Raw genomic sequence first — 18,108 nt, 5'->3', positions numbered from 1 at the left:
GGCAATTGCCAGTCATGTGAGCGTCCCGCACCCCGGCGCCGACGTGAAGAGTGCCGCGCCGACCGGGAGCGGGGGCGGGGCGGTGCCAGGGGGCGGGCGGGGGCCCGCCGGGGGCTCACCGGGAGACGCTGAGCCGGGCGTGCAGGGCGGTCGCGGCGCCGTCGGTCAGCGAGGCGATCTGGTCGACGACGGCCCGCTGCCGGGCCCGGTCGTCCTTGGCCGCGTCGAAGATGCCACGGAACTGGGGGTCCAGTCCCTCCGGCGCCCGGGCCAGCAGGGCCTCGGCGAGCTCCCCGATCACCACCCGCTGCTGGGCGCGCCGCCGCTCCTGCGCCTCGCGCTGCATGACGTACCGGTCGGCGACGGCCTTCAGGACGGCGCACTCCAGCCGCTGGTCGCGCGGGACGACCAGCTGGGCGCGGTGGCGGGTGAGCCGGCCGGTGCCGTAGGCGTCCCGGGTGGCGCGCTCCGCGGCCAGGCAGAAGCGGCCGATCAGCTGCGAGCTGGCGTCCTTCAGCCGGGCCTGGGCGATGGCGGAGCCGTCGTAGCCGTGGGGCCACCACTCCATGTCGAGCAGCCGGTCCAGGGCCTCGGCGAGTTCGTCCTCGGCCGCCCCGGGGGCGTAGCGGCCGGCGGCGACGGCGAAGATCTCGCGCCGCTCCGGCTCGGCGAGCAGCACGGCCGGGTCGAGGTGGCCGGCGTGCAGCCCGTCCTCGACGTCGTGGACGGAGTAGGCCACGTCGTCCGACCAGTCCATGACCTGGGCCTCGAAGCACTGCACGTACGGGCGGTCGGCGGGGGCGGTGCGGCGCAGCCAATCGAAGACCGGCAGGTCGTCCTCGTACACGCCGAACTTCGGGCTGGCGGGATCGGTGGGGTGGCCGCCGCGGGGCCACGGGTACTTCGTCGCCGCGTCCAGCGCCGCCCGGGTCAGGTTGAGGCCGACGCTGACCAGGGTGCCGTCGTCGGCGTGGGCGAACCGCTTCGGTTCCAGCCGGGTCAGGATGCGCAGGCTCTGGGCGTTGCCCTCGAAGCCGCCGCAGCCGGCCGCCACCTCGGCGAGCACCATCTCGCCGTTGTGGCCGAAGGGCGGATGGCCGAGGTCGTGGGCCAGGCACGCGGTCTCCACCAGGTCCGGGTCGCAGCCGAGGGCCGCCCCGAGCTCCCGGCCGACCTGGGCGCACTCCAGGCTGTGCGTCAGACGCGTCCGCGGGCTGCTGTTGATCGCCCGGGCGTCGTCGACCGGGTCCACCACCTGCGTCTTCCCGGCCAGCCTGCGCAGTCCCGCGGAGTGCAGCATGCGGGCCCGGTCCCGCTGGAACGACGTACGGCCGGGCCGCTTGTCGGGCTCGGGGACATAGCGTTCGGTGTCGGCTTCGCTGTAGGGGGCGTGGTCGGCCGCCGCGGGGTGGTTCGCGTCCATACCGCGACGTTAGCGGGCGCGACCGGATACCGGTGGCTACGCGGTGGCCGGCTGCGCCGCGGCGGCGGAACCGGTCGTGCCGGGCAGCGCCCGGTCGTAGCGGTGCAGCACCAGCGCCGCCATCGCCGGATGCGCGCCGAGCGGTGCGGCGGCGATCCACGGCGCCGCGGCGGCCGTAGCCGTCGCGAAGCGGCCCGGGGCGGCGAAGCAGGACGCCACCGCGACCCGGTCCCGGCCCTCGGCCGCCAGCCGGCGCACCGCCGTGGCGACGTCCGGGCCCGCCGACGCGTACGCGGGCACCACCGGGACGCCACCGCCCAGCCGCGCCCCCAGCAGGGCCGCCGTCGCCTGCGTGTCGCGGGCCGACCGCGGGTTCCGGGACCCGGCGGCGGCCAGCACGACCCCGGCACGCCGGGCGGCCTGCCCGGAGCCTGAGCACCAGCCCGCCTCGGCCAGCCGGCCGGCCAGCGCCTCCGCGAGCAGCGGGTGCGGCCCGAGCGGCGCCGCGACCCGTCCGCGCAGGTGCGGGGCCCGGGCCAGCGCCCCGGGGACGTCCCGTTCGACGTGGTGGCCGCGGGTCAGCATCAGCGGCACCAGGACCACCTCGCCGCTCAGGGCGGCGAGGGCGTCGTCCAGCGACGGCTCGTCGATCTCGATGTGCCCGAGCCGCACGGGCAGCCCCGGGCGCAGGTCCCTGATCCGTTCCAGCAGGGCGTGCGCGGTGCGCAGCGCCTCCGGGTCCCGGCTGCCGTGCGCGACGGCGACCAGCACCGGGGGGCGCGGCGGCGCGGAGTGCAGCGTCACCCGGGAGAGCCGGCTGCTGAGCTGGGCGGTGATCCGGGACATGAGCTGCGCCGTACTGTCGAAGTGGTCCGGTCCTGGCGCGCCGTGCGGCGCGGGCTGCTCGGCCGTCATGGACCGAGTGTCGCGAGCCGGGGTTGCCGGCCCGTTGCACCCGCGTCACGACTGGTTTCCGCCGCTTCACACGGCGCGCGCACCGGTGTGAGGGCGTACCGGGGTCAGCGGTGCTTCCAGTCGCCGCCGGCGATGGGGCGGCCCTTGTCGCGCAGTTCCCGCTCGTGGTCGGCGGCCGCCAGGTACACCCAGGCGGGCAGCGTCTGCCCGGCGTAGGTGCGCACGTCGCGGACGACCCGCTCGTACAGGTTCCCTGGCGCCCCCGGGCTGTACTCCTCCAGGCGGTCGAGGTCCGAGAGCACCTCCTGGTACAGGTCCTCCGCCGGATGGATCACGTCTCCGTGGACGCGGCCGCGCTCGTCGGCCACGGCGTACGGGTAGCCCGGGCCGTCGAAGAGCAGCGCTCCGTGCAGCACCGCGGGCGTCTCGGACGTCGTCCGGCCCCGCAGCAGCCAGGAGTGGTTGATCTCGCCGGGCCGCAGGGTCCCGTACACGAAGAACGGGAGGCGGGAATGGTCGTCACGCATCAACTTCATGGAACCGCACGGACGTGCGGGACGTCGACTCGGACGTGGAACGAAGCCTGAACCGGAAGACCCCGGGATCGCGGGTGGCAGCCGTCGTGCGGCGGGTGCGGCAGGGGCAGCGGCTGCCGCGGCTGCCGAGGTCCAGGCGGGGACGTCGGCACCTGCTGTGGGCCGCCGTGGCGCTGGGCGTGCTGGCGCTGCTGCCGGCGACGTGGCTCCAGGTCACGGCGGACGACCGGGTCCGCACGGTCGCGGACGCCCCCGAGGAGCCCGTCGCCGTCGTCTTCGGCGCGGGCCTGTGGAACGGCGAGCCCTCCCCCTACCTGGCCCACCGCCTCGACGCGGCCGCCGAACTGTGGGCGGCGGGCAAGGTGCGGGCGGTCCTCGTCACGGGCGACAACAGCCGCACCGACTACGACGAGCCCACCGCGATGCGCGACTACCTGGCCGCGCACGGGGTGCCCCGGGACAAGGTCGTCCTCGACTACGCCGGCTTCGACACGTGGGACTCCTGTGCCCGGGCCCGGCGCGTCTTCGGCGTCGACCGGGCGCTGCTGGTGAGCCAGGGCTTCCACATACGGCGGGCGCTGGCGTTGTGCGGGGCCGCCGGGATCGAGGCGTACGGGGTCGGGGTCGACGAGCCGCACGACGCCACCTGGTACTACGGCGGCACCCGCGAGGTCGCGGGAGCGGTGAAGGCGGTGTTCGACGCGGTGTTCACCCCGGATCCGCGGTTCCTGGGGCCGCGGGAGGGCGGGGTTCGGCGCGCCCTGGGGTGACGCGCCTTCCCAGGGGGGTGCCGGTTCAGTGCGCGGTGCCGCTCGCGGCCGGTGGTTGTGTGCGGGTGCGTTGCGTCTGCGGCGGGCTGTCCCCCGCCCTCCCTCCCCCAGCCTTCGGCCGGGGGGACCCCCACAACGCTCGCGGTTTGGCCCAACATCATTCGGCGCCGGGTCCGCCGCTCGTCGCCCCCGGCCTTCGGCCAGGGGGAGCAACCCGCCATGCACCTGCCCCTTGCGCGGGCGCGTGTTGTCCAGGGGGTGCGTCGGACGAGTGCGGCGCCCCGGACTGCCTTCTGACGCCCCACCGGCCGTTGGTCGCCCGACGAAACGGCGGGGGCGGGGGAGTTGGGGGCACCCCCGGCCGAAGGCTGGGAGAGGGTGGGCGTTCTGGACGCTGACGTGCGCCAACCACGACGCACCCGCACACACCCACCGGCGCATCGCCTCACACCCGGCACCGCCCCGCGGGGAGCGCACCGTGCGCCCGCCGTAACCCCCACGCGCGCGACGCGAAACACCGGCGCCGCATCGTGGACGGCATGAGCGCGAGCGCAGGCGGAACCGTCGACACCCACTGCCCCTACTGCGCCCTGCAGTGCGGAATGGGCCTCCGCCCCGCCGCCGGGGACGGGGGCGTCCCGGACGTTGTGGAGCGCGACTTCCCCGTGAACAAGGGTGCCCTGTGTGGCAAGGGCCGTACCGCGCCCGCCGTGCTCTCCCCTCAGGCGCGCCTGACCGGGCCCCTGGTCAGGAACCGCGCCTCCGGGCTGCTGGAGCCGGCCCCGTGGGAAGACGCCCTGGACCGGGTCGCGGAAGGCCTGCTCCGGGTGCGGGCCGCCCACGGCCCCGACGCCGTCGGCGTCTTCGGCGGCGGGGGGCTGACGAACGAGAAGGCGTACGCCCTGGGCAAGTTCGCCCGCGTCGTGCTGCGGACCTCCCAGATCGACTACAACGGCCGCTTCTGCATGTCCTCCGCCGCGGCCGCGCACTCCAGGGCCTTCGGACTGGACCGGGGCCTGCCGTTCCCGCTGGCGGACATCCCGCGGACCGGCTGCGTGATCCTGGTCGGCTCGAACCCCGCCGAGACGATGCCGCCCGCGCTGCGCTACTTCACGCAGCTGAAGGAGAACGGCGGCCGCCTGATCGTCGTGGACCCGCGCCGTACGCGCACCGCCGAGCACGCCGACCTGCACCTGCAGCCGCGCCCCGGCACCGACCTCGCCCTCGCGCTGGGCCTGCTGCACCTGGTGGTCGCGGAGGGCCGCGTGGACGAAAAGTTCGTCGCGGAGCGGACGACCGGCTGGCCGGAGGCGCGCGCCGCGGCGATGACGCTCTGGCCCGAGCTGGCCGAGCGGATCACGGGGGTGCCGGTGCCAATGCTCCGAGAGGCGGTGGAGATGTTCTGCGGCGTGCCGGAAGCGATGGTGCTGACCGCGCGGGGCCCGGAGCAGCAGTCGAAGGGCACGGACACGGTGAGCGCGTGGATCAACCTGTGCCTGGCGACGGGCCGCGCGGGGCGGCCGCTGTCGGGGTACGGCTGCCTCACGGGGCAGGGCAACGGCCAGGGCGGCCGGGAGCACGGCCAGAAGGCCGACCAGCTGCCGGGCTACCGCAGGCTCGACGACCCGGCGGCCCGCGCCCACGTGGCCGGGGTGTGGGGGGTCGACCCGGACGACCTGCCGGGACCGGGGCGCAGCGCGTACGAGCTGCTGGACGCGCTGGGCCGGGATGTGCGGGGCCTGCTGCTGATGGGCTCCAACCCGGTGGTCTCCGCGCCGCGGGCGGCGCACGTCACGGAGCGCATCGCGGCGCTGGACTTCCTCGCCGTGTGCGACGTGGTGCTGTCGGAGACGGCGGCGATGGCCGACGTGGTGCTGCCGGTGACGCAGTGGGCCGAGGAGACGGGCACCACGACGAACCTGGAGGGCAGGGTGCTGCTGCGGCGCAGGGCCGTGGACCCGCCGGAGGGCGTGCGCAGCGACCTGTACGTGCTGAACGGGCTGGCCTCGCGGCTGGGCCGGGAGAAGGGCTTCCCGGCCGATCCGGAGGAGGTCTTCGACGAGCTGCGCCGCGCGTCGGCGGGCGGCCCCGCGGACTACTCGGGGATCACCTACCGCCGGATCGAGGAGGAGGACGGCGTGTTCTGGCCGTGCCCGGAGCCGGCGGCCGGGGAGGGCGCCGCGCACCCGGGCACACCCCGGCTGTTCCTCGACCGGTTCGCGACGCCCGACGGCCGCGCCAGGTTCGTGCCGGTGGTGCACCGGCCCGCGGCCGAGGAGCCGGACGGGGACTTCCCGCTGTACCTGACGACCGGCCGCGTGCTGGCGCAGTACCAGTCGGGCGCCCAGACGCGGCGGGTGGCGGAGCTGAACGCCGCCGCCCCCGGTCCCTTCGTGCAGCTCCACCCGCGTCTGGCCGAGCGCATCGGTGTCGCCGACGGCGACCCGGTCGCCGTCACGTCCCGCCGGGGCCGCGCGGTGGCGCCGGCCCGGGTGGACCGCGCCATCCGTCCGGACACGGTCTTCATGCCGTTCCACTGGGCGGGCGAGGGCCGGGCGAACACCCTCACCCATCCGGCGCTCGACCCGACGTCCCGCATGCCGGAGTTCAAGGTGTGCGCGGTCCGCGTCGAGCGGGCGGAGCCGCGGGCCATCGACGTCTGATATCCCTGTTGATATACTGACATCTTGCCTGATATCAACAGGGAGGCCGTCATGGCGCGCACGGTCATCGATCTGGACGACGCGATGCTCGCCCTCGCCCAGCGGCAGCTCGGCACCAGGACGAAGCGCGAGACGATCAACCTGGCCCTGTCGATAGCGGCCGGGACGAGCGCCGACGACCGTGCCCGCGGTCTCGCATGGCTCCAGGAGCACGCCGAGGACGTCCTCGACTTCGACCACCTGGCGGAGCAGGAGCGCGGCGGCCGATGAGCTACCTCGCCGACACCTCCGCGATGTGGCGCCTGTTGCGGCGGCAGATCCCCGAGCCGTGGCCCACGCATGTGGCCCGGGGGCTGGTCGCCATGTGCCCGCCGGTCGAAGCCGAGTTGATGACCGGGGTACGCGCCGATCGGGAGTACGAGCCCTTTCTGTCCGTACTGCGCCGGACCTTCGGCTGGTGCCCGGCGCTCGACGACCCCTGGCGCCGGATCCACGCCGTGCAGCGTGATCTGATCGCCATCGGGCACCACAGGGGACCGTCGCCCACGGACATCCTCATCGCGCTGACCGCCGAGGCCCACGGTCTGACCCTGATCCACGCCGGCCAGGACTTCGCGTCGGTGGCCAAGGTCCGGCCCGGTATCCCCATGATCAGGGTCGACCGGCCGTGACCTGCGGCCGCTGCGGGCTCACAGCGGAGCCGGGCCGGCGCTGAGGGCACTGTTCCCCGGGGGAAACGACGGGGATCCGGCCGGGTAACAGCGGCACCGCAGGCTCGTGCCATGAGAATCGTGGTGGTCGGCGGCGGAATGGCGGGGGCGCGCCTCGCGCAGCGTCTGGCGCCCTCCGGGGCGGACGTCACGGTGGTCGGCGAGGAGCGGCACGCCCCGTACAACCGGGTACTGCTCGCGGAGGTGCTGGCGGGCCGGTACGCGCCGGAGGCGGTCGCCCTGCCGGGCGTGCCCGGCGCGGTGGTGCGCGGGGGTGTGCGGGTGGTGCGGATCGACCGCGGCGAGCGGGCCGTGGTCTGTGACGACGGCGGCGTGCTGCGGTACGACCGGCTGGTGCTGGCGACCGGCTCCAATCCGGTGCTGCCGCCGCTGCGCGGGCTGTTCACGCAGGACGGCGGCTCCTTCCCGGAGGGGGTGCACGCCTTCCGGACGATGGACGACTGCCTGGCGCTGTCGGCGGCGGTGCGCCCCGGGGCCCGCGCGGTGGTCGTCGGCGGGGGGCTGCTCGGGGTGTCGGCGGCCCGGGCGCTGGCGGCACGCGGAGCGCAGGTGGTGGTCGCCACCCAGGGCGAGCACCTGATGGAACGCCATCTCGACGCTTCCGCGGCCGAGTTGCTGCGTGCGCATCTGGAGGGGCTGGGTGTCGAGGTGCACACCCAGTGCCGGGTGCGCGGTCTGCTGACCGGCGACGCGGACGGCGGCGCGGAGCCCTCGCGGCAGTTGCGCCTGGCCCTGGCGGCGCGCTCGGGAGGCACCCGCGCCGGACCACGTCCGCTGACCCTGCCCCGCGGGGTGGGCGGCGAACGCCGGACGGCGCGTCCCGTGGTCACCGCGGTCGAACTCGCCGACGGCTACCGCCTCGGCACCGACCTGGTCGTGCTGGCCTGCGGCGTCCGGCCGCGCGTCGGACTCGCCCGGGCGGCGGGGCTGGCGGTCGCCGAGGGGGTGGTCGTGGACGACGCGCTGCGCACCGCGGACCCGTCGGTCCACGCCATCGGCGACTGCGCCCAGCACGCCGGCGTCGTCTACGGTCTCGCGGGCCCGGCCACCGAGCAGGCGGACGCGCTGGCGGACGTCCTGACGGCCGGCCCGGCGCCGCGGTACGGCGGCACCCGTTCGCTGACCCGGCTCACCCTCAACGGCCCGGCGGCCCTGGACATCGCCTCCTTCGGCGAGACCACCCCCGCCCCCGGCGACGACGTGCTCCGGCTCGCCGACGCCACGCGCGGCGCGTACCGGAAGGTCGTGCTGCGCGGTGACCGCCTCGTCGGCGGCATCCTCCTCGGCGACCTCGCCACCGTGGGCACCCTCGCCCGCACCTGGGAGGGCGACGAGCCGCTGCCCTCTCCCCCGCTCCACCTGCTCACCGACAACGGAGGGTCCTGACATGACCACGCCCACCATTGTGCTCGTCGGCCACGGGATGGTCGGACAGCGGTTCCTGGAGGCGCTGGCCGACCGGGGCCTGACCTCCCGCGCGCGGGTGGTGGTGCTCTGCGAGGAGCCCCGCCCGGCGTACGACCGCGTCCACCTGAGCTCGTACTTCGCCGGCACCGGCCCCGAGGCGCTCTCCCTGGTGGAGGCCGGCTTCATGGCGGAGCACGGCATCGAACTGCACCTGGGCGACCCGGCGGTGACGATCGACCGGGAGGCCCGGACCGTCACCGCCCGCTCGGGCCTCACCGTCGGCTACGACACCCTGGTGCTGGCCACCGGCTCGTACCCCTTCGTACCGCCGGTCCCCGGCAGGGACGCGGGCGGCTGCTTCGTCTACCGCACCATCGAGGACCTGCTGGCGATCGAGGAGTACGCGATGACCTCCCGCACCGGCGCGGTCGTCGGCGGCGGGCTCCTCGGGCTGGAGGCGGCCGGCGCCCTCAAGGGGCTCGGACTGGACACGCACGTCGTGGAGTTCGCTCCCCGGCTGATGCCGGTGCAGGTCGACGAGGGCGGCGGCGAGGCGCTCCGGCGCACCGTCGAGGACATGGGCGTGGCCGTCCACACGGGGGTGGGCACGCAGGAGATTGTCACGGCCGGCGACGGCTCGGTCCGGGCCATGGCGCTGTCGGACGGCTCGTCGCTCGACATCGACCTGGTGGTCTTCTCCGCGGGGGTACGGCCGCGCGACCAGTTGGCCCGGGAGTGCGGGCTGCCGGTCGGCGAGCGCGGCGGCATCGTCGTCGACGCGGCCTGCCGCACCGGTGACCCGCACGTCTACGCGATCGGCGAGTGCGCCCTGGCCTCCGACGGCCGGGTGTACGGCCTGGTGGCGCCGGGCTACGAGATGGCGGAGACCGCGGCGAAGGCCATCGCCGGCGAGGAGGGCTCCTTCACCGGCGCCGACACCTCCACCAAGCTGAAGCTGCTCGGCGTGGACGTGGCCTCCTTCGGCGACGCGCACGGCGCGACCGCGGGCTGCCTCGACGTGGTCTACTCCGACTCCCGCTCGGGGGTCTACAGGAAGCTGGTCGTCTCGCGGGACGGCGTACTGCTGGGCGGCATCCTCGTCGGCGACGCGGAGCAGTACGGCATGCTGCGCCCGCTCACCGGCTCGGTGCCGCCGGTCCCGGCGGAGCAGCTGGTGCTGCCGGCCGGCGCGGGTGCCCCGGTGGCGCTGGGCCCGTCCGCGCTGCCGGACGAGGCGGTGATCTGCTCCTGCCACAACGTCACCAAGGGCACGATCCGCGGCGCCGTCACCGAGCACGGCTGCGCGACCGTCCCCGAGGTGAAGAAGTGCACCAGGGCCGGGACCGGCTGCGGCAGTTGCGTGAAGGTGCTGGGCCAGCTGGTCACCGCCGAACTGGAGGCCTCCGGCGTCGAGGTCGACAAGGGCCTGTGCGGCTGCTTCGCCCACACCCGCCAGGAGCTCTTCGAGATCGTGCGGGCGCTGCGCGTCACCGGTTTCCGCGAGCTGCTCGACCACCACGGCCGTGAGGGCGCCCGCGGGGGCGACGGCTGCGAGGTCTGCAAGCCGGCCGTCGGCTCGATCATCGCCTCGCTCGCCCCGGCGATCGGCGCCTCCGGTTACGTCCTGGACGGCGAGCAGGCGGCGCTGCAGGACACCAACGACCACTTCCTGGCCAACCTGCAGCGGAACGGCTCGTACTCGATCGTGCCCCGCATACCCGGCGGCGAGATCACCCCGGAGAAGCTGATCGTGATCGGCGAGGTCGCACGCGACTTCGGCCTCTACACCAAGATCACCGGCGGCCAGCGGATCGACCTGTTCGGCGCCCGGGTCGACCAGCTCCCGCTGATCTGGGCGCGGCTGGTGGACGCCGGCTTCGAGTCCGGGCACGCGTACGGCAAGGCGCTGCGCACCGTGAAGTCCTGCGTCGGGCAGACCTGGTGCCGCTACGGCGTGCAGGACAGCGTCCGCATGGCCATCGACCTGGAGCTGCGCTACCGGGGCCTGCGCTCCCCGCACAAGCTCAAGTCCGCCGTCTCCGGCTGCCAGCGCGAGTGCGCGGAGGCCCGGAGCAAGGACTTCGGCGTCATCGCCACCGTGGGCGGCTGGAACCTCTATGTCGGCGGCAACGGCGGCGCCACCCCGCGCCACGCGGACCTGCTCGCCCAGGACCTGAGCGACGCCCAACTGGTCCGGCTGATCGACCGCTTCCTGATGTTCTACATCCGCACCGCCGACCGCCTGGAGCGCACCTCCGCCTGGCTGGAGCGGATCGAGGGCGGGCTCGGCCACGTACGGGACGTCGTCGTCCACGACTCGCTCGGCATCTGCGAGGAACTGGAGCGGCAGATGGCCGGCCATGTCGCCAACTACCGCGACGAGTGGGCGCAGACGCTGGACGACCCGGAGCGGCTGCGGCGCTTCGTCTCCTTCGTCAACGCGCCCGGCGTGCCCGACCCCTCCGTCCGCTTCGTCCCCGAGCGGGACCAGGTCAAGCCCGACCTCGGCCTGCTCGCCGGCCCCGTGCTCGCCGTCCGCACCCTCGAAGGGACCACCACCGCATGAACGTCGAAGTCCTCCTCCCGGGCACCGCCGACTGGATCGCCGTGTGCGACCACGACGCCCTCACCCCCGGCCGCGGCGTCGCCGCCCTCCTCCCCGACGGCCGGCAGGCGGCCCTGTTCACCGACCGCCACGGGCGTCCCTACGCCATCGACAACCGCGACCCCTTCACCGGCGCCTACGTCCTGTCCCGCGGCCTGATCGGCTCCACCGCCGAGGGCCGGGCCTTCGTCGCCTCCCCGCTGCTCAAGCAGCGCTTCGACCTGGAGAACGGCCGCTGCCTCGACGACGAGGCGGTCTCCGTCCCGGCCTTCCCGGTGCGGATGCGGTGACGGGCGCGGCACCTGCTTGAATCGGTCCATGGCCGAAGTCGAGGTGCTGCGGGTGTTCGTCGGTCCCGACGGGCGGGGCGGGAACCTGCTCGGGGTGGTGCGGGACGGCGCGTCCGTGCCCGGGGCGCAGGCGAGGCGGCGGCTGGCCGCGGAGCTCGGCTTCAGCGAGACCGTCTTCGTCGACGACACCCGACGCGGCGTCGTCGACATCTGGACGCCGAGCGTGCGGCTGCCCTTCGCGGGCCATCCGGCGGTCGGGACGGCGTGGCTGCTCGGGGCCGAGGTGCTGCGGCCGCCGGCCGGCGAGGTGAAGGCCTGGGCGGAGGGCGGGCTCACCTGGGTGCGCGGGCGCGCCGAGTGGGCGTCGGGACGTCGCACCCAGCGGTTCGGCTCACCCGAGGAAGTGGACGCGCTTCCCGCGCCGCCGCCCGGCGAGGGCTGGCTCTACGCGTGGGCCTGGGCCGACGAGGCGGCCGGGCGCGTGCGCGCGCGGGCCTTCCCGCGCCGCGGCGACGGGATCGTCGAGGACGAGGCGACCGGTGCCGCCGCCCTGGTGCTCACCGCCGAACTGGGGCGTCCGCTGGACGTCCGCCAGGGCGTGGCCTCGCAGATCCTGACCCGCCCCCACCCCGACGGCACCGTCGACATCGGCGGCCGGGTCTCCCCCGCCTTCTGACCCTCCGTCGGCCCTCGCCCGCGACGGCAGGTCGCACCCCCTTCCCCGTGCCGATCGCCGACAGGTCGTGCCGGGTGACGGCACGAACCGGCGGCGGCCGGACCCGGCGGGGCGTGTACGAACGGAACGCCGCCGCGCGGGGCGGCCCCGGGATTCGCGTACACCGTCCGGTGGGCGGCCGCCACGCGGACGCTCCCCTGCGAGCACGGCTCGCACGGGCCTCTGACCTGCGGATTCGGGACACCGCGGGCTCCGGATGCGGATCTTCGTCGGGGCGGTGATGCTGAGAGAAGTGCCACTGACGGCGAGGAGGACAGCGATGTCCATGTTCGACAAGATCAAGGCCAAGCTGAAGGGCCACGAGAGCCAGGCCCAGAAGGGCATCGACAAGGGCGGCGACATGCTGGACGACAAGACCGGCGGGAAGTACCAGCGCCAGGTCGACAGCGCTCAGGACAAGATGGGCGACGAGTTCGGCACCGGCGGCACCGGCGAGGACCGTCCCCCGCACTCCTGACGCCGAAGGGCCGTCGCGCACCCGTGTGAAGGGCGGCGCGGCGGCCCTACGCTGGCCCGCATGGTGTGGACCGCGAAGGACATCCCCGACCAGAGCGGCCGCACGGCCGTCGTCACCGGAGCGAACAGCGGCATCGGCTACTGCGCCGCCCGCGAACTCGCCCGCAGGGGCGCGAGGGTGCTGCTCGCCTGCCGCAGCGAGACGCGCGGCAAGGAGGCCGTCGACCGTCTGAAGGCCGAAGTGCGGGGCGCCCGCGCCGGATACCGCCACCTCGACCTGGGGGACCTGTCCTCGGTGCGCGCCTTCGCCGCCGGGTACGACGGCACCACCCTCGACCTGCTGGTCAACAACGCCGGCGTGATGGCGCTGCCGTACGGCACCACCGCCGACGGCTTCGAGACCCAGATGGGCGTGAACCACCTCGGCCACTTCGCCCTCACCGGGCTGCTGCTGCCGCGCCTGCTGGCCACCCCGGGTGCCCGGATCGTCTCCGTCTCCAGCGGCATGCACGCGGTCGCCAACGTCGACCCGGGCGATCTCAACAGCGAGCGCCGCTACCGCCGTTGGATCGCCTACGCCCGGTCCAAGAGCGCCAACCTGCTCTTCGTCCACGAGTTGTCCCGGCGGCTGGCGGCCGCGGGCGCCGGGACCGTCGCCGCGGCGGCGCACCCCGGCTACGCGAGCACCGCGCTGCAGACCCGCGCCGCGCGCATGGAGAAACGCCGGACCGTCGAGCGCGTGGTGAACCTCGGGAACCGGGTGATCGCCCAGTCCGCGGACGCCGGCGCGCTCCCGCTGCTGTACGCCGCCACGGCGCCCGGTGTGCTCCCCGACTCCTTCACCGGCCCCCGCTTCCAGGGGTGGCGCGGATCCCCCGTCCCCTCCTGGCGGGCCCCGTGGACCCGCGACGACCGGTCGGGCGAGCTGCTGTGGGCGGCTTCCGAGCAGCTGACGGGCGTCCGCTACGAGTTGCCCACGGCGGGGTGAGCCGCGCCGTCTGCCAGGACGGCGAATGCGGCAGAACAGGGCAAAGGGTTCACGCCGCGTTGGTGCCCACGTCAGGCGGCGCGCCCTGGCCTTGTCGTCGAATGAAATCCCCCAGCTACCGCTGGGCAGCGCGGTACGAGCGGCAGTTCGTCCGGCGGCATCACCTACGAGGTGCGCGGCCCGTTCCGCTCGTGACCGGGCGGAACGGAAGCGGGGGCGGCACCTTCGCACAAAGGTGCCGCCCCCGGTGAGGGTTGGAGATGGTCTTCCGGGCCGGGGTTACCGGCTGTCGCCGCCCTTGCCCGACGCCGCGGCCCGGCCCGCCTCGAGGCGCGCGACGGGGATGCGGAACGGGGAGCAGGAGACGTAGTCCAGGCCCACCTCGTGGAAGAAGTGGACGGACTCGGGGTCGCCGCCGTGCTCGCCGCACACGCCGAGCTTGAGGTCGGGCCGGGTGGCGCGGCCGGCCTCGGCGGCGGAGCGGACGAGGGCGCCGACGCCCTCCTTGTCGATGGTCTCGAACGGGGAGACGCCGAAGATGCCCTTCTCCAGGTAGGCGGTGAAGAAGCTCGCCTCTACGTCGTCGCGGCTGAAGCCCCAGACCGTCTGGGTCAGGTCGTTGGTGCCGAAGGAGAAGAACTCGGCGGCCTCGGCGATCTGACCGGCGGTCAGGGCGGCGCGGGGCAGCTCGATCATCGTGCCGAGGGTGAGGCTGAGCTCGGTGCCCGTGGCGGCCTCGACCTCGGCGATGACGGCCTCGGCCTCGTCGCGGACGATCTCCAGCTCCTGGACGGTGCCCACCAGCGGGATCATGATCTCCGCCCGCGGGTCGCCCTTGGCGTTCCGGCGCTCGGCCGCGGCCTCGGCGATGGCCCGCACCTGCATGGCGAACAGGCCGGGGATGACGAGCCCCAGGCGCACACCGCGCAGGCCCAGCATCGGGTTCTGCTCGTGGAGTTTGTGGACGGCCTGCAGCAGCCGCAGGTCGTTCTCGTTGGAGTCCTTGCGCGCCTCGGCGAGCGCGACGCGCACCGACAGCTCGGTGATGTCGGGCAGGAACTCGTGCAGCGGCGGGTCCAGCAGGCGCACGGTCACCGGCAGCCCGTCCATCGCCTCGAGCAGCTCAACGAAGTCGGACCTCTGCAGCGGCAGCAGCGCGGAGAGCGCCTTGTCGCGCTCGGAGTCGGTGTCGGCGAGGATCAGCCGCTCCACCAGCTCGCGGCGCTCGCCGAGGAACATGTGCTCGGTGCGGCACAGGCCGATGCCCTGGGCGCCGAAGCGGCGGGCGCGGGAGGCGTCCTCGGCGTTGTCGGCGTTGGCGCGCACGCGCAGCCGCCGGACCCGGTCCGCGTACGCCATGATCCGGTGCACCGCCCGCACCAGCTCGTCGGCGTCGTCGGCGCCGGCGTGCATGCGGCCCTCGAAGTACTCCACGACCGGGGAGGGCACGACCGGCACCTTGCCGAGGTAGACCTTGCCGGAGGAGCCGTCGATGGAGATGACGTCGCCCTCCTCGACCACGACCCCGCCGGGGGCCGTCATCCGGCGGCGCTTGGTGTCGACCTCGAGCTCCTCGGCGCCGCACACGCAGGTCTTGCCCATACCGCGGGCGACGACGGCGGCGTGCGAGGTCTTGCCGCCGCGCGAGGTGAGGATGCCCTCGGCGGCGATCATGCCGTTGAGGTCGTCGGGGTTGGTCTCGCGGCGGATGAGGATGACCTTCTCGCCGGAGCGCGACCACTTCACGGCGGTGTACGAGTCGAAGACGGCCTTGCCGACCGCGGCGCCCGGCGAGGCGGCGATGCCCCAGCCGATCCGCTCGGCCTTGGCCTTCTCGTCGAAGCGGGGGAACATCAGCTGCGCCAGCTGCGCCCCGTTGACCCGCTGCAGCGCCTCGGCCTCGTCGATCAGGCCCTGGTCGACCAGCTGGGTCGCGATGCGGAAGGCGGCGGCCGCGGTGCGCTTGCCGACGCGGGTCTGCAGCATCCACAGCTTGCCGCGCTCGATGGTGAACTCGATGTCGCACAGGTCCTTGTAGTGCGTCTCGAGGGTCTCCATGATCTGCATCAGCTGCTCGTAGGACGTCTTGTCCAGCTGCTCCAGCTCGGCGAGCGGCACGGTGTTGCGGATGCCCGCCACGACGTCCTCGCCCTGCGCGTTGCTCAGGTAGTCGCCGTAGACGCCCTGGTGGCCGGTGGCCGGGTCGCGGGTGAAGGCGACGCCGGTTCCGGAGTCGGAGCCGAGGTTGCCGAAGACCATCGAGCAGATGTTGACGGCCGTGCCCAGGTCGCCGGGGATGCGCTCCTGGCGGCGGTAGAGCTTGGCCCGCTCGCCGTTCCACGAGTCGAAGACGGCGCGCACGGCCAGGTCCATCTGCTCGCGCGGATCCTGCGGGAAGTCCCGTCCGGTCTCCTTGGCGACGACGGCCTTGAACTGCTCCACCAGGCGCTGCAGGTCGCCCGCGTCCAGGTCGAGGTCGTCGTGGGTGCCCTTGGCGCGCTTGGCGTCCTCCAGCGCGTCCTCGAAGAGCTCGCCGTCGACGCCCAGCACGGTCTTGCCGAACATCTGGATCAGGCGCCGGTAGGAGTCCCAGGCGAAGCGCTCGTTGCCGGCCTGGGCGGCCAGGCCCACGACCGAGGCGTCGGAGAGGCCGATGTTGAGGACCGTGTCCATCATGCCCGGCATGCTGAACTTCGCCCCGGAGCGGACGGAGACCAGCAGCGGGTCGTCCGCCTGCCCGAGCTTCTTGCCCATCTTCCGCTCGAGCGCCTCGAGGTGCGCACTCACCTCGTCGCGCAGCGCCGTGGGTTCGGCGCCCGACTCCAGGTAGACCTTGCAGGCCTCGGTGGTGATCGTGAAGCCCGGGGGGACGGGCAGACCGAGGTTGGTCATCTCGGCGAGGTTCGCGCCCTTGCCGCCGAGCAGGTCCTTGAGGTCCTTGTTGCCCTCAGTGAAGTCGTAGACGAACTTCTGGATTACTTGTTCTTCCGACACGGGACTCGCTCCTCGCGGCCGGGATGCCCTGACGGCGGGGAGCGTACCCATCCCGAAGGCGCCGCAGTACGTCAATCACCAGGTCACACGGTCGTAACCACCCATCCGCCGAGAGATCGAAAGTCGTGGCACCCCTATGGGTGAACGAGGCATGCGTTCAATCGTCGAACGCATGCTCTCGCCACGTGATCGACACACCTGGAGTCGGTCACTCCATGCGACGGATGGCTTGAGCATGTGTCCACGACAACGATGGCACCCAGTGCCACTCATTGGAGAGATGTGGTGACACTCAGCCCGCTCATCTGAGCAATACCCCTATCAGGCGTGGCGAGAATCACTCGCCCCGCGCCCCCTTCGTCTTACGGTCCGGACGTCGCCGGGGTCCCCGAAACGTCCTCAGCCGCCCGAAGTGTCCAGCTCGGCGTCGGCGCCGACGACCACCGAGCAGTCGTACGGGTCCTCCAGCCAGCCGTCCGGCAGCACCACCCGCTTGCTCCCGGCCGTCCGGCCGCGCGGCCCCTCGGCGCCATCCGGCCATTCCTGGTCGAGGTCGAGGTCGGCGAGGTGGGCGTCGAGCTCGGCGAGGGAGGAGGTCATCGCCAGCTTGCGGCGCATCTCCGAGCCGACCGAGAACCCCTTGGTGTACCAGGCGACGTGCTTGCGGAAGTCGATGACGCCGCGCTCCTCGTCGCCCAGCCACTCCCCCAGCAGCCCGGCGTGGCGCCGCATGACCCCGGCGACCTCGCGCAGCGTCGGGGCGGCCGGTGCGCCGCCGCCCTCGAAAGCGGCCACGAGGTCGCCGAACAGCCAGGGGCGGCCGAGGCAGCCGCGGCCCACGACGACGCCGTCGCAGCCGGTCTCCCGCATCATCCGGACCGCGTCCGCGGCGCTCCAGATGTCGCCGTTGCCCAGCACCGGGATCTCCGGGACGTGCTCCTTGAGGCGGGCGATCGCCTCCCAGTCGGCCGTGCCCCCGTAGTGCTCGGCGGCCGTCCTGCCGTGCAGCGCGACGGCGGTGACACCCTCCTCGACGGCGATCCGGCCGGCGTCCAGATAGGTGGTGTGGTCGTCGTCGATGCCCTTGCGCATCTTGATCGTGACGGGCAGGTCGCCCGCGTTGCCGACCGCCTCGCGCAGGATCGAGCGGAGCAGGTTGCGCTTGTAGGGCAGGGCCGAGCCGCCGCCCTTGCGGGTCACCTTGGGGACGGGGCAGCCGAAGTTCAGGTCGATGTGGTCGGCGAGGTCCTCGTCGACGATCATCCGGACCGCCTTGCCGACGGTGACCGGGTCGACCCCGTACAGCTGGATCGAGCGCGGCTTCTCGCTGCCGTCGAAGTGGATCAGCTGCATGGTCTTGTCGTTGCGCTCGACGAGGGCCCGGGTGGTGATCATCTCCGAGACGAAGAGCCCCTTGCCGCCGGAGAACTCGCGGCACAGCGTGCGGAACGGCGCGTTGGTGATCCCGGCCATCGGCGCCAGCACGACCGGGGGCCACACGGTGTGCGGGCCGATACGTAGTGCGGGAGCGGTGGCGTCAGCAGTCATGCGGACCATTCTCCCGTATCACCGGGGCGAGGTTGGGTGTAGCGTG

At 73.8% G+C, this 18,108-nt stretch carries 15 protein-coding genes; 10 read left to right on the top strand and 5 right to left on the bottom strand.

Annotated elements, in window-relative coordinates:
* Positions 1–115: 115 nt before the first annotated feature.
* The 3 genes from B085_RS40815 to B085_RS0100975 form a co-directional block, all read right to left on the bottom strand.
* Positions 116–1,423, bottom strand: a complete 1,308-nt coding sequence (locus B085_RS40815; protein ID WP_018556684.1) for a deoxyguanosinetriphosphate triphosphohydrolase — start codon at positions 1,421–1,423, stop codon at positions 116–118.
* 36 nt (positions 1,424–1,459) lie between these two features.
* A complete protein-coding gene (locus B085_RS0100980; protein WP_026250554.1) occupies positions 1,460–2,338 on the bottom strand; it encodes a sirohydrochlorin chelatase in 879 nt (292 codons plus the stop codon).
* Between the two features lie 104 nt (positions 2,339–2,442).
* Positions 2,443–2,865, bottom strand: a complete 423-nt coding sequence (locus B085_RS0100975) for a gamma-glutamylcyclotransferase family protein (RefSeq protein WP_018556682.1) — start codon at positions 2,863–2,865, stop codon at positions 2,443–2,445.
* Between the two features lie 83 nt (positions 2,866–2,948).
* Between B085_RS0100975 and B085_RS0100970 the strand changes: the two genes are divergently transcribed.
* The 10 genes from B085_RS0100970 to B085_RS0100925 all read left to right on the top strand — a co-directional run bounded on the left by B085_RS0100970 (position 2,949) and on the right by B085_RS0100925 (position 13,520).
* Positions 2,949–3,644, top strand: a complete 696-nt coding sequence (locus B085_RS0100970) for a SanA/YdcF family protein (protein WP_420706564.1) — start codon at positions 2,949–2,951, stop codon at positions 3,642–3,644.
* Positions 3,645–4,183: 539 nt separating this feature from the next.
* Positions 4,184–6,307, top strand: a complete 2,124-nt coding sequence (locus tag B085_RS0100965; RefSeq protein WP_018556680.1) for a molybdopterin oxidoreductase family protein — start codon at positions 4,184–4,186, stop codon at positions 6,305–6,307.
* A gap of 24 nt (positions 6,308–6,331) precedes the next feature.
* The gene (locus tag B085_RS0100960) at positions 6,332–6,577 is read left to right on the top strand and encodes a type II toxin-antitoxin system VapB family antitoxin (protein WP_420706563.1); all 246 of its coding nucleotides are present in this window, start codon (positions 6,332–6,334) and stop codon (positions 6,575–6,577) included.
* Positions 6,574–6,978, top strand: a complete 405-nt coding sequence (locus B085_RS0100955; protein WP_018556678.1) for a PIN domain-containing protein — start codon at positions 6,574–6,576, stop codon at positions 6,976–6,978. The genes B085_RS0100960 and B085_RS0100955 overlap by 4 nt, the downstream gene beginning before the upstream one ends.
* 111 nt (positions 6,979–7,089) lie before the next feature.
* The gene (locus B085_RS0100950) at positions 7,090–8,424 is read left to right on the top strand and encodes an NAD(P)/FAD-dependent oxidoreductase (protein ID WP_037730894.1); all 1,335 of its coding nucleotides are present in this window, start codon (positions 7,090–7,092) and stop codon (positions 8,422–8,424) included.
* Position 8,425: 1 nt separating this feature from the next.
* Entirely contained in the window at positions 8,426–11,011 is a 2,586-nt protein-coding gene (gene nirB / locus B085_RS0100945) for a nitrite reductase large subunit NirB (RefSeq protein ID WP_018556676.1), read from the top strand.
* On the top strand, positions 11,008–11,340 hold the full coding sequence (gene nirD, locus B085_RS0100940; protein ID WP_018556675.1) for a nitrite reductase small subunit NirD: 333 nt from the start codon (positions 11,008–11,010) through the stop codon (positions 11,338–11,340). Before nirB ends, nirD begins: the two co-directional genes overlap by 4 nt.
* Positions 11,341–11,368: 28 nt before the next feature.
* The gene (locus B085_RS0100935) at positions 11,369–12,016 is read left to right on the top strand and encodes a PhzF family phenazine biosynthesis protein (RefSeq protein WP_018556674.1); all 648 of its coding nucleotides are present in this window, start codon (positions 11,369–11,371) and stop codon (positions 12,014–12,016) included.
* Positions 12,017–12,335: 319 nt separating this feature from the next.
* Positions 12,336–12,533 (top strand): antitoxin, encoded by a 198-nt coding sequence (locus B085_RS0100930; protein ID WP_018556673.1) that lies wholly within the window; start codon positions 12,336–12,338, stop codon positions 12,531–12,533.
* Between the two features lie 60 nt (positions 12,534–12,593).
* Positions 12,594–13,520, top strand: coding sequence for an oxidoreductase (locus tag B085_RS0100925; protein ID WP_018556672.1), 927 nt, complete (start codon positions 12,594–12,596; stop codon positions 13,518–13,520).
* Between the two features lie 279 nt (positions 13,521–13,799).
* Here the strand turns inward: B085_RS0100925 and ppdK are convergent, their stop codons facing one another.
* Together ppdK and dusB are read right to left on the bottom strand one after the other, a co-directional pair.
* Positions 13,800–16,496, bottom strand: coding sequence for a pyruvate, phosphate dikinase (ppdK, locus tag B085_RS0100920; RefSeq protein WP_037731002.1), 2,697 nt, complete (start codon positions 16,494–16,496; stop codon positions 13,800–13,802).
* 417 nt (positions 16,497–16,913) lie between these two features.
* A complete protein-coding gene (gene dusB, locus B085_RS0100915) occupies positions 16,914–18,062 on the bottom strand; it encodes a tRNA dihydrouridine synthase DusB (RefSeq protein ID WP_018556670.1) in 1,149 nt (382 codons plus the stop codon).
* Positions 18,063–18,108: the final 46 nt, after the last annotated feature.

Origin of the sequence: Streptomyces sp. BoleA5 (assembly GCF_000373665.1) — a bacterium.
Classification (GTDB): domain Bacteria; phylum Actinomycetota; class Actinomycetes; order Streptomycetales; family Streptomycetaceae; genus Actinacidiphila.
This window is presented reverse-complemented; position numbering and strand designations above follow the sequence as displayed.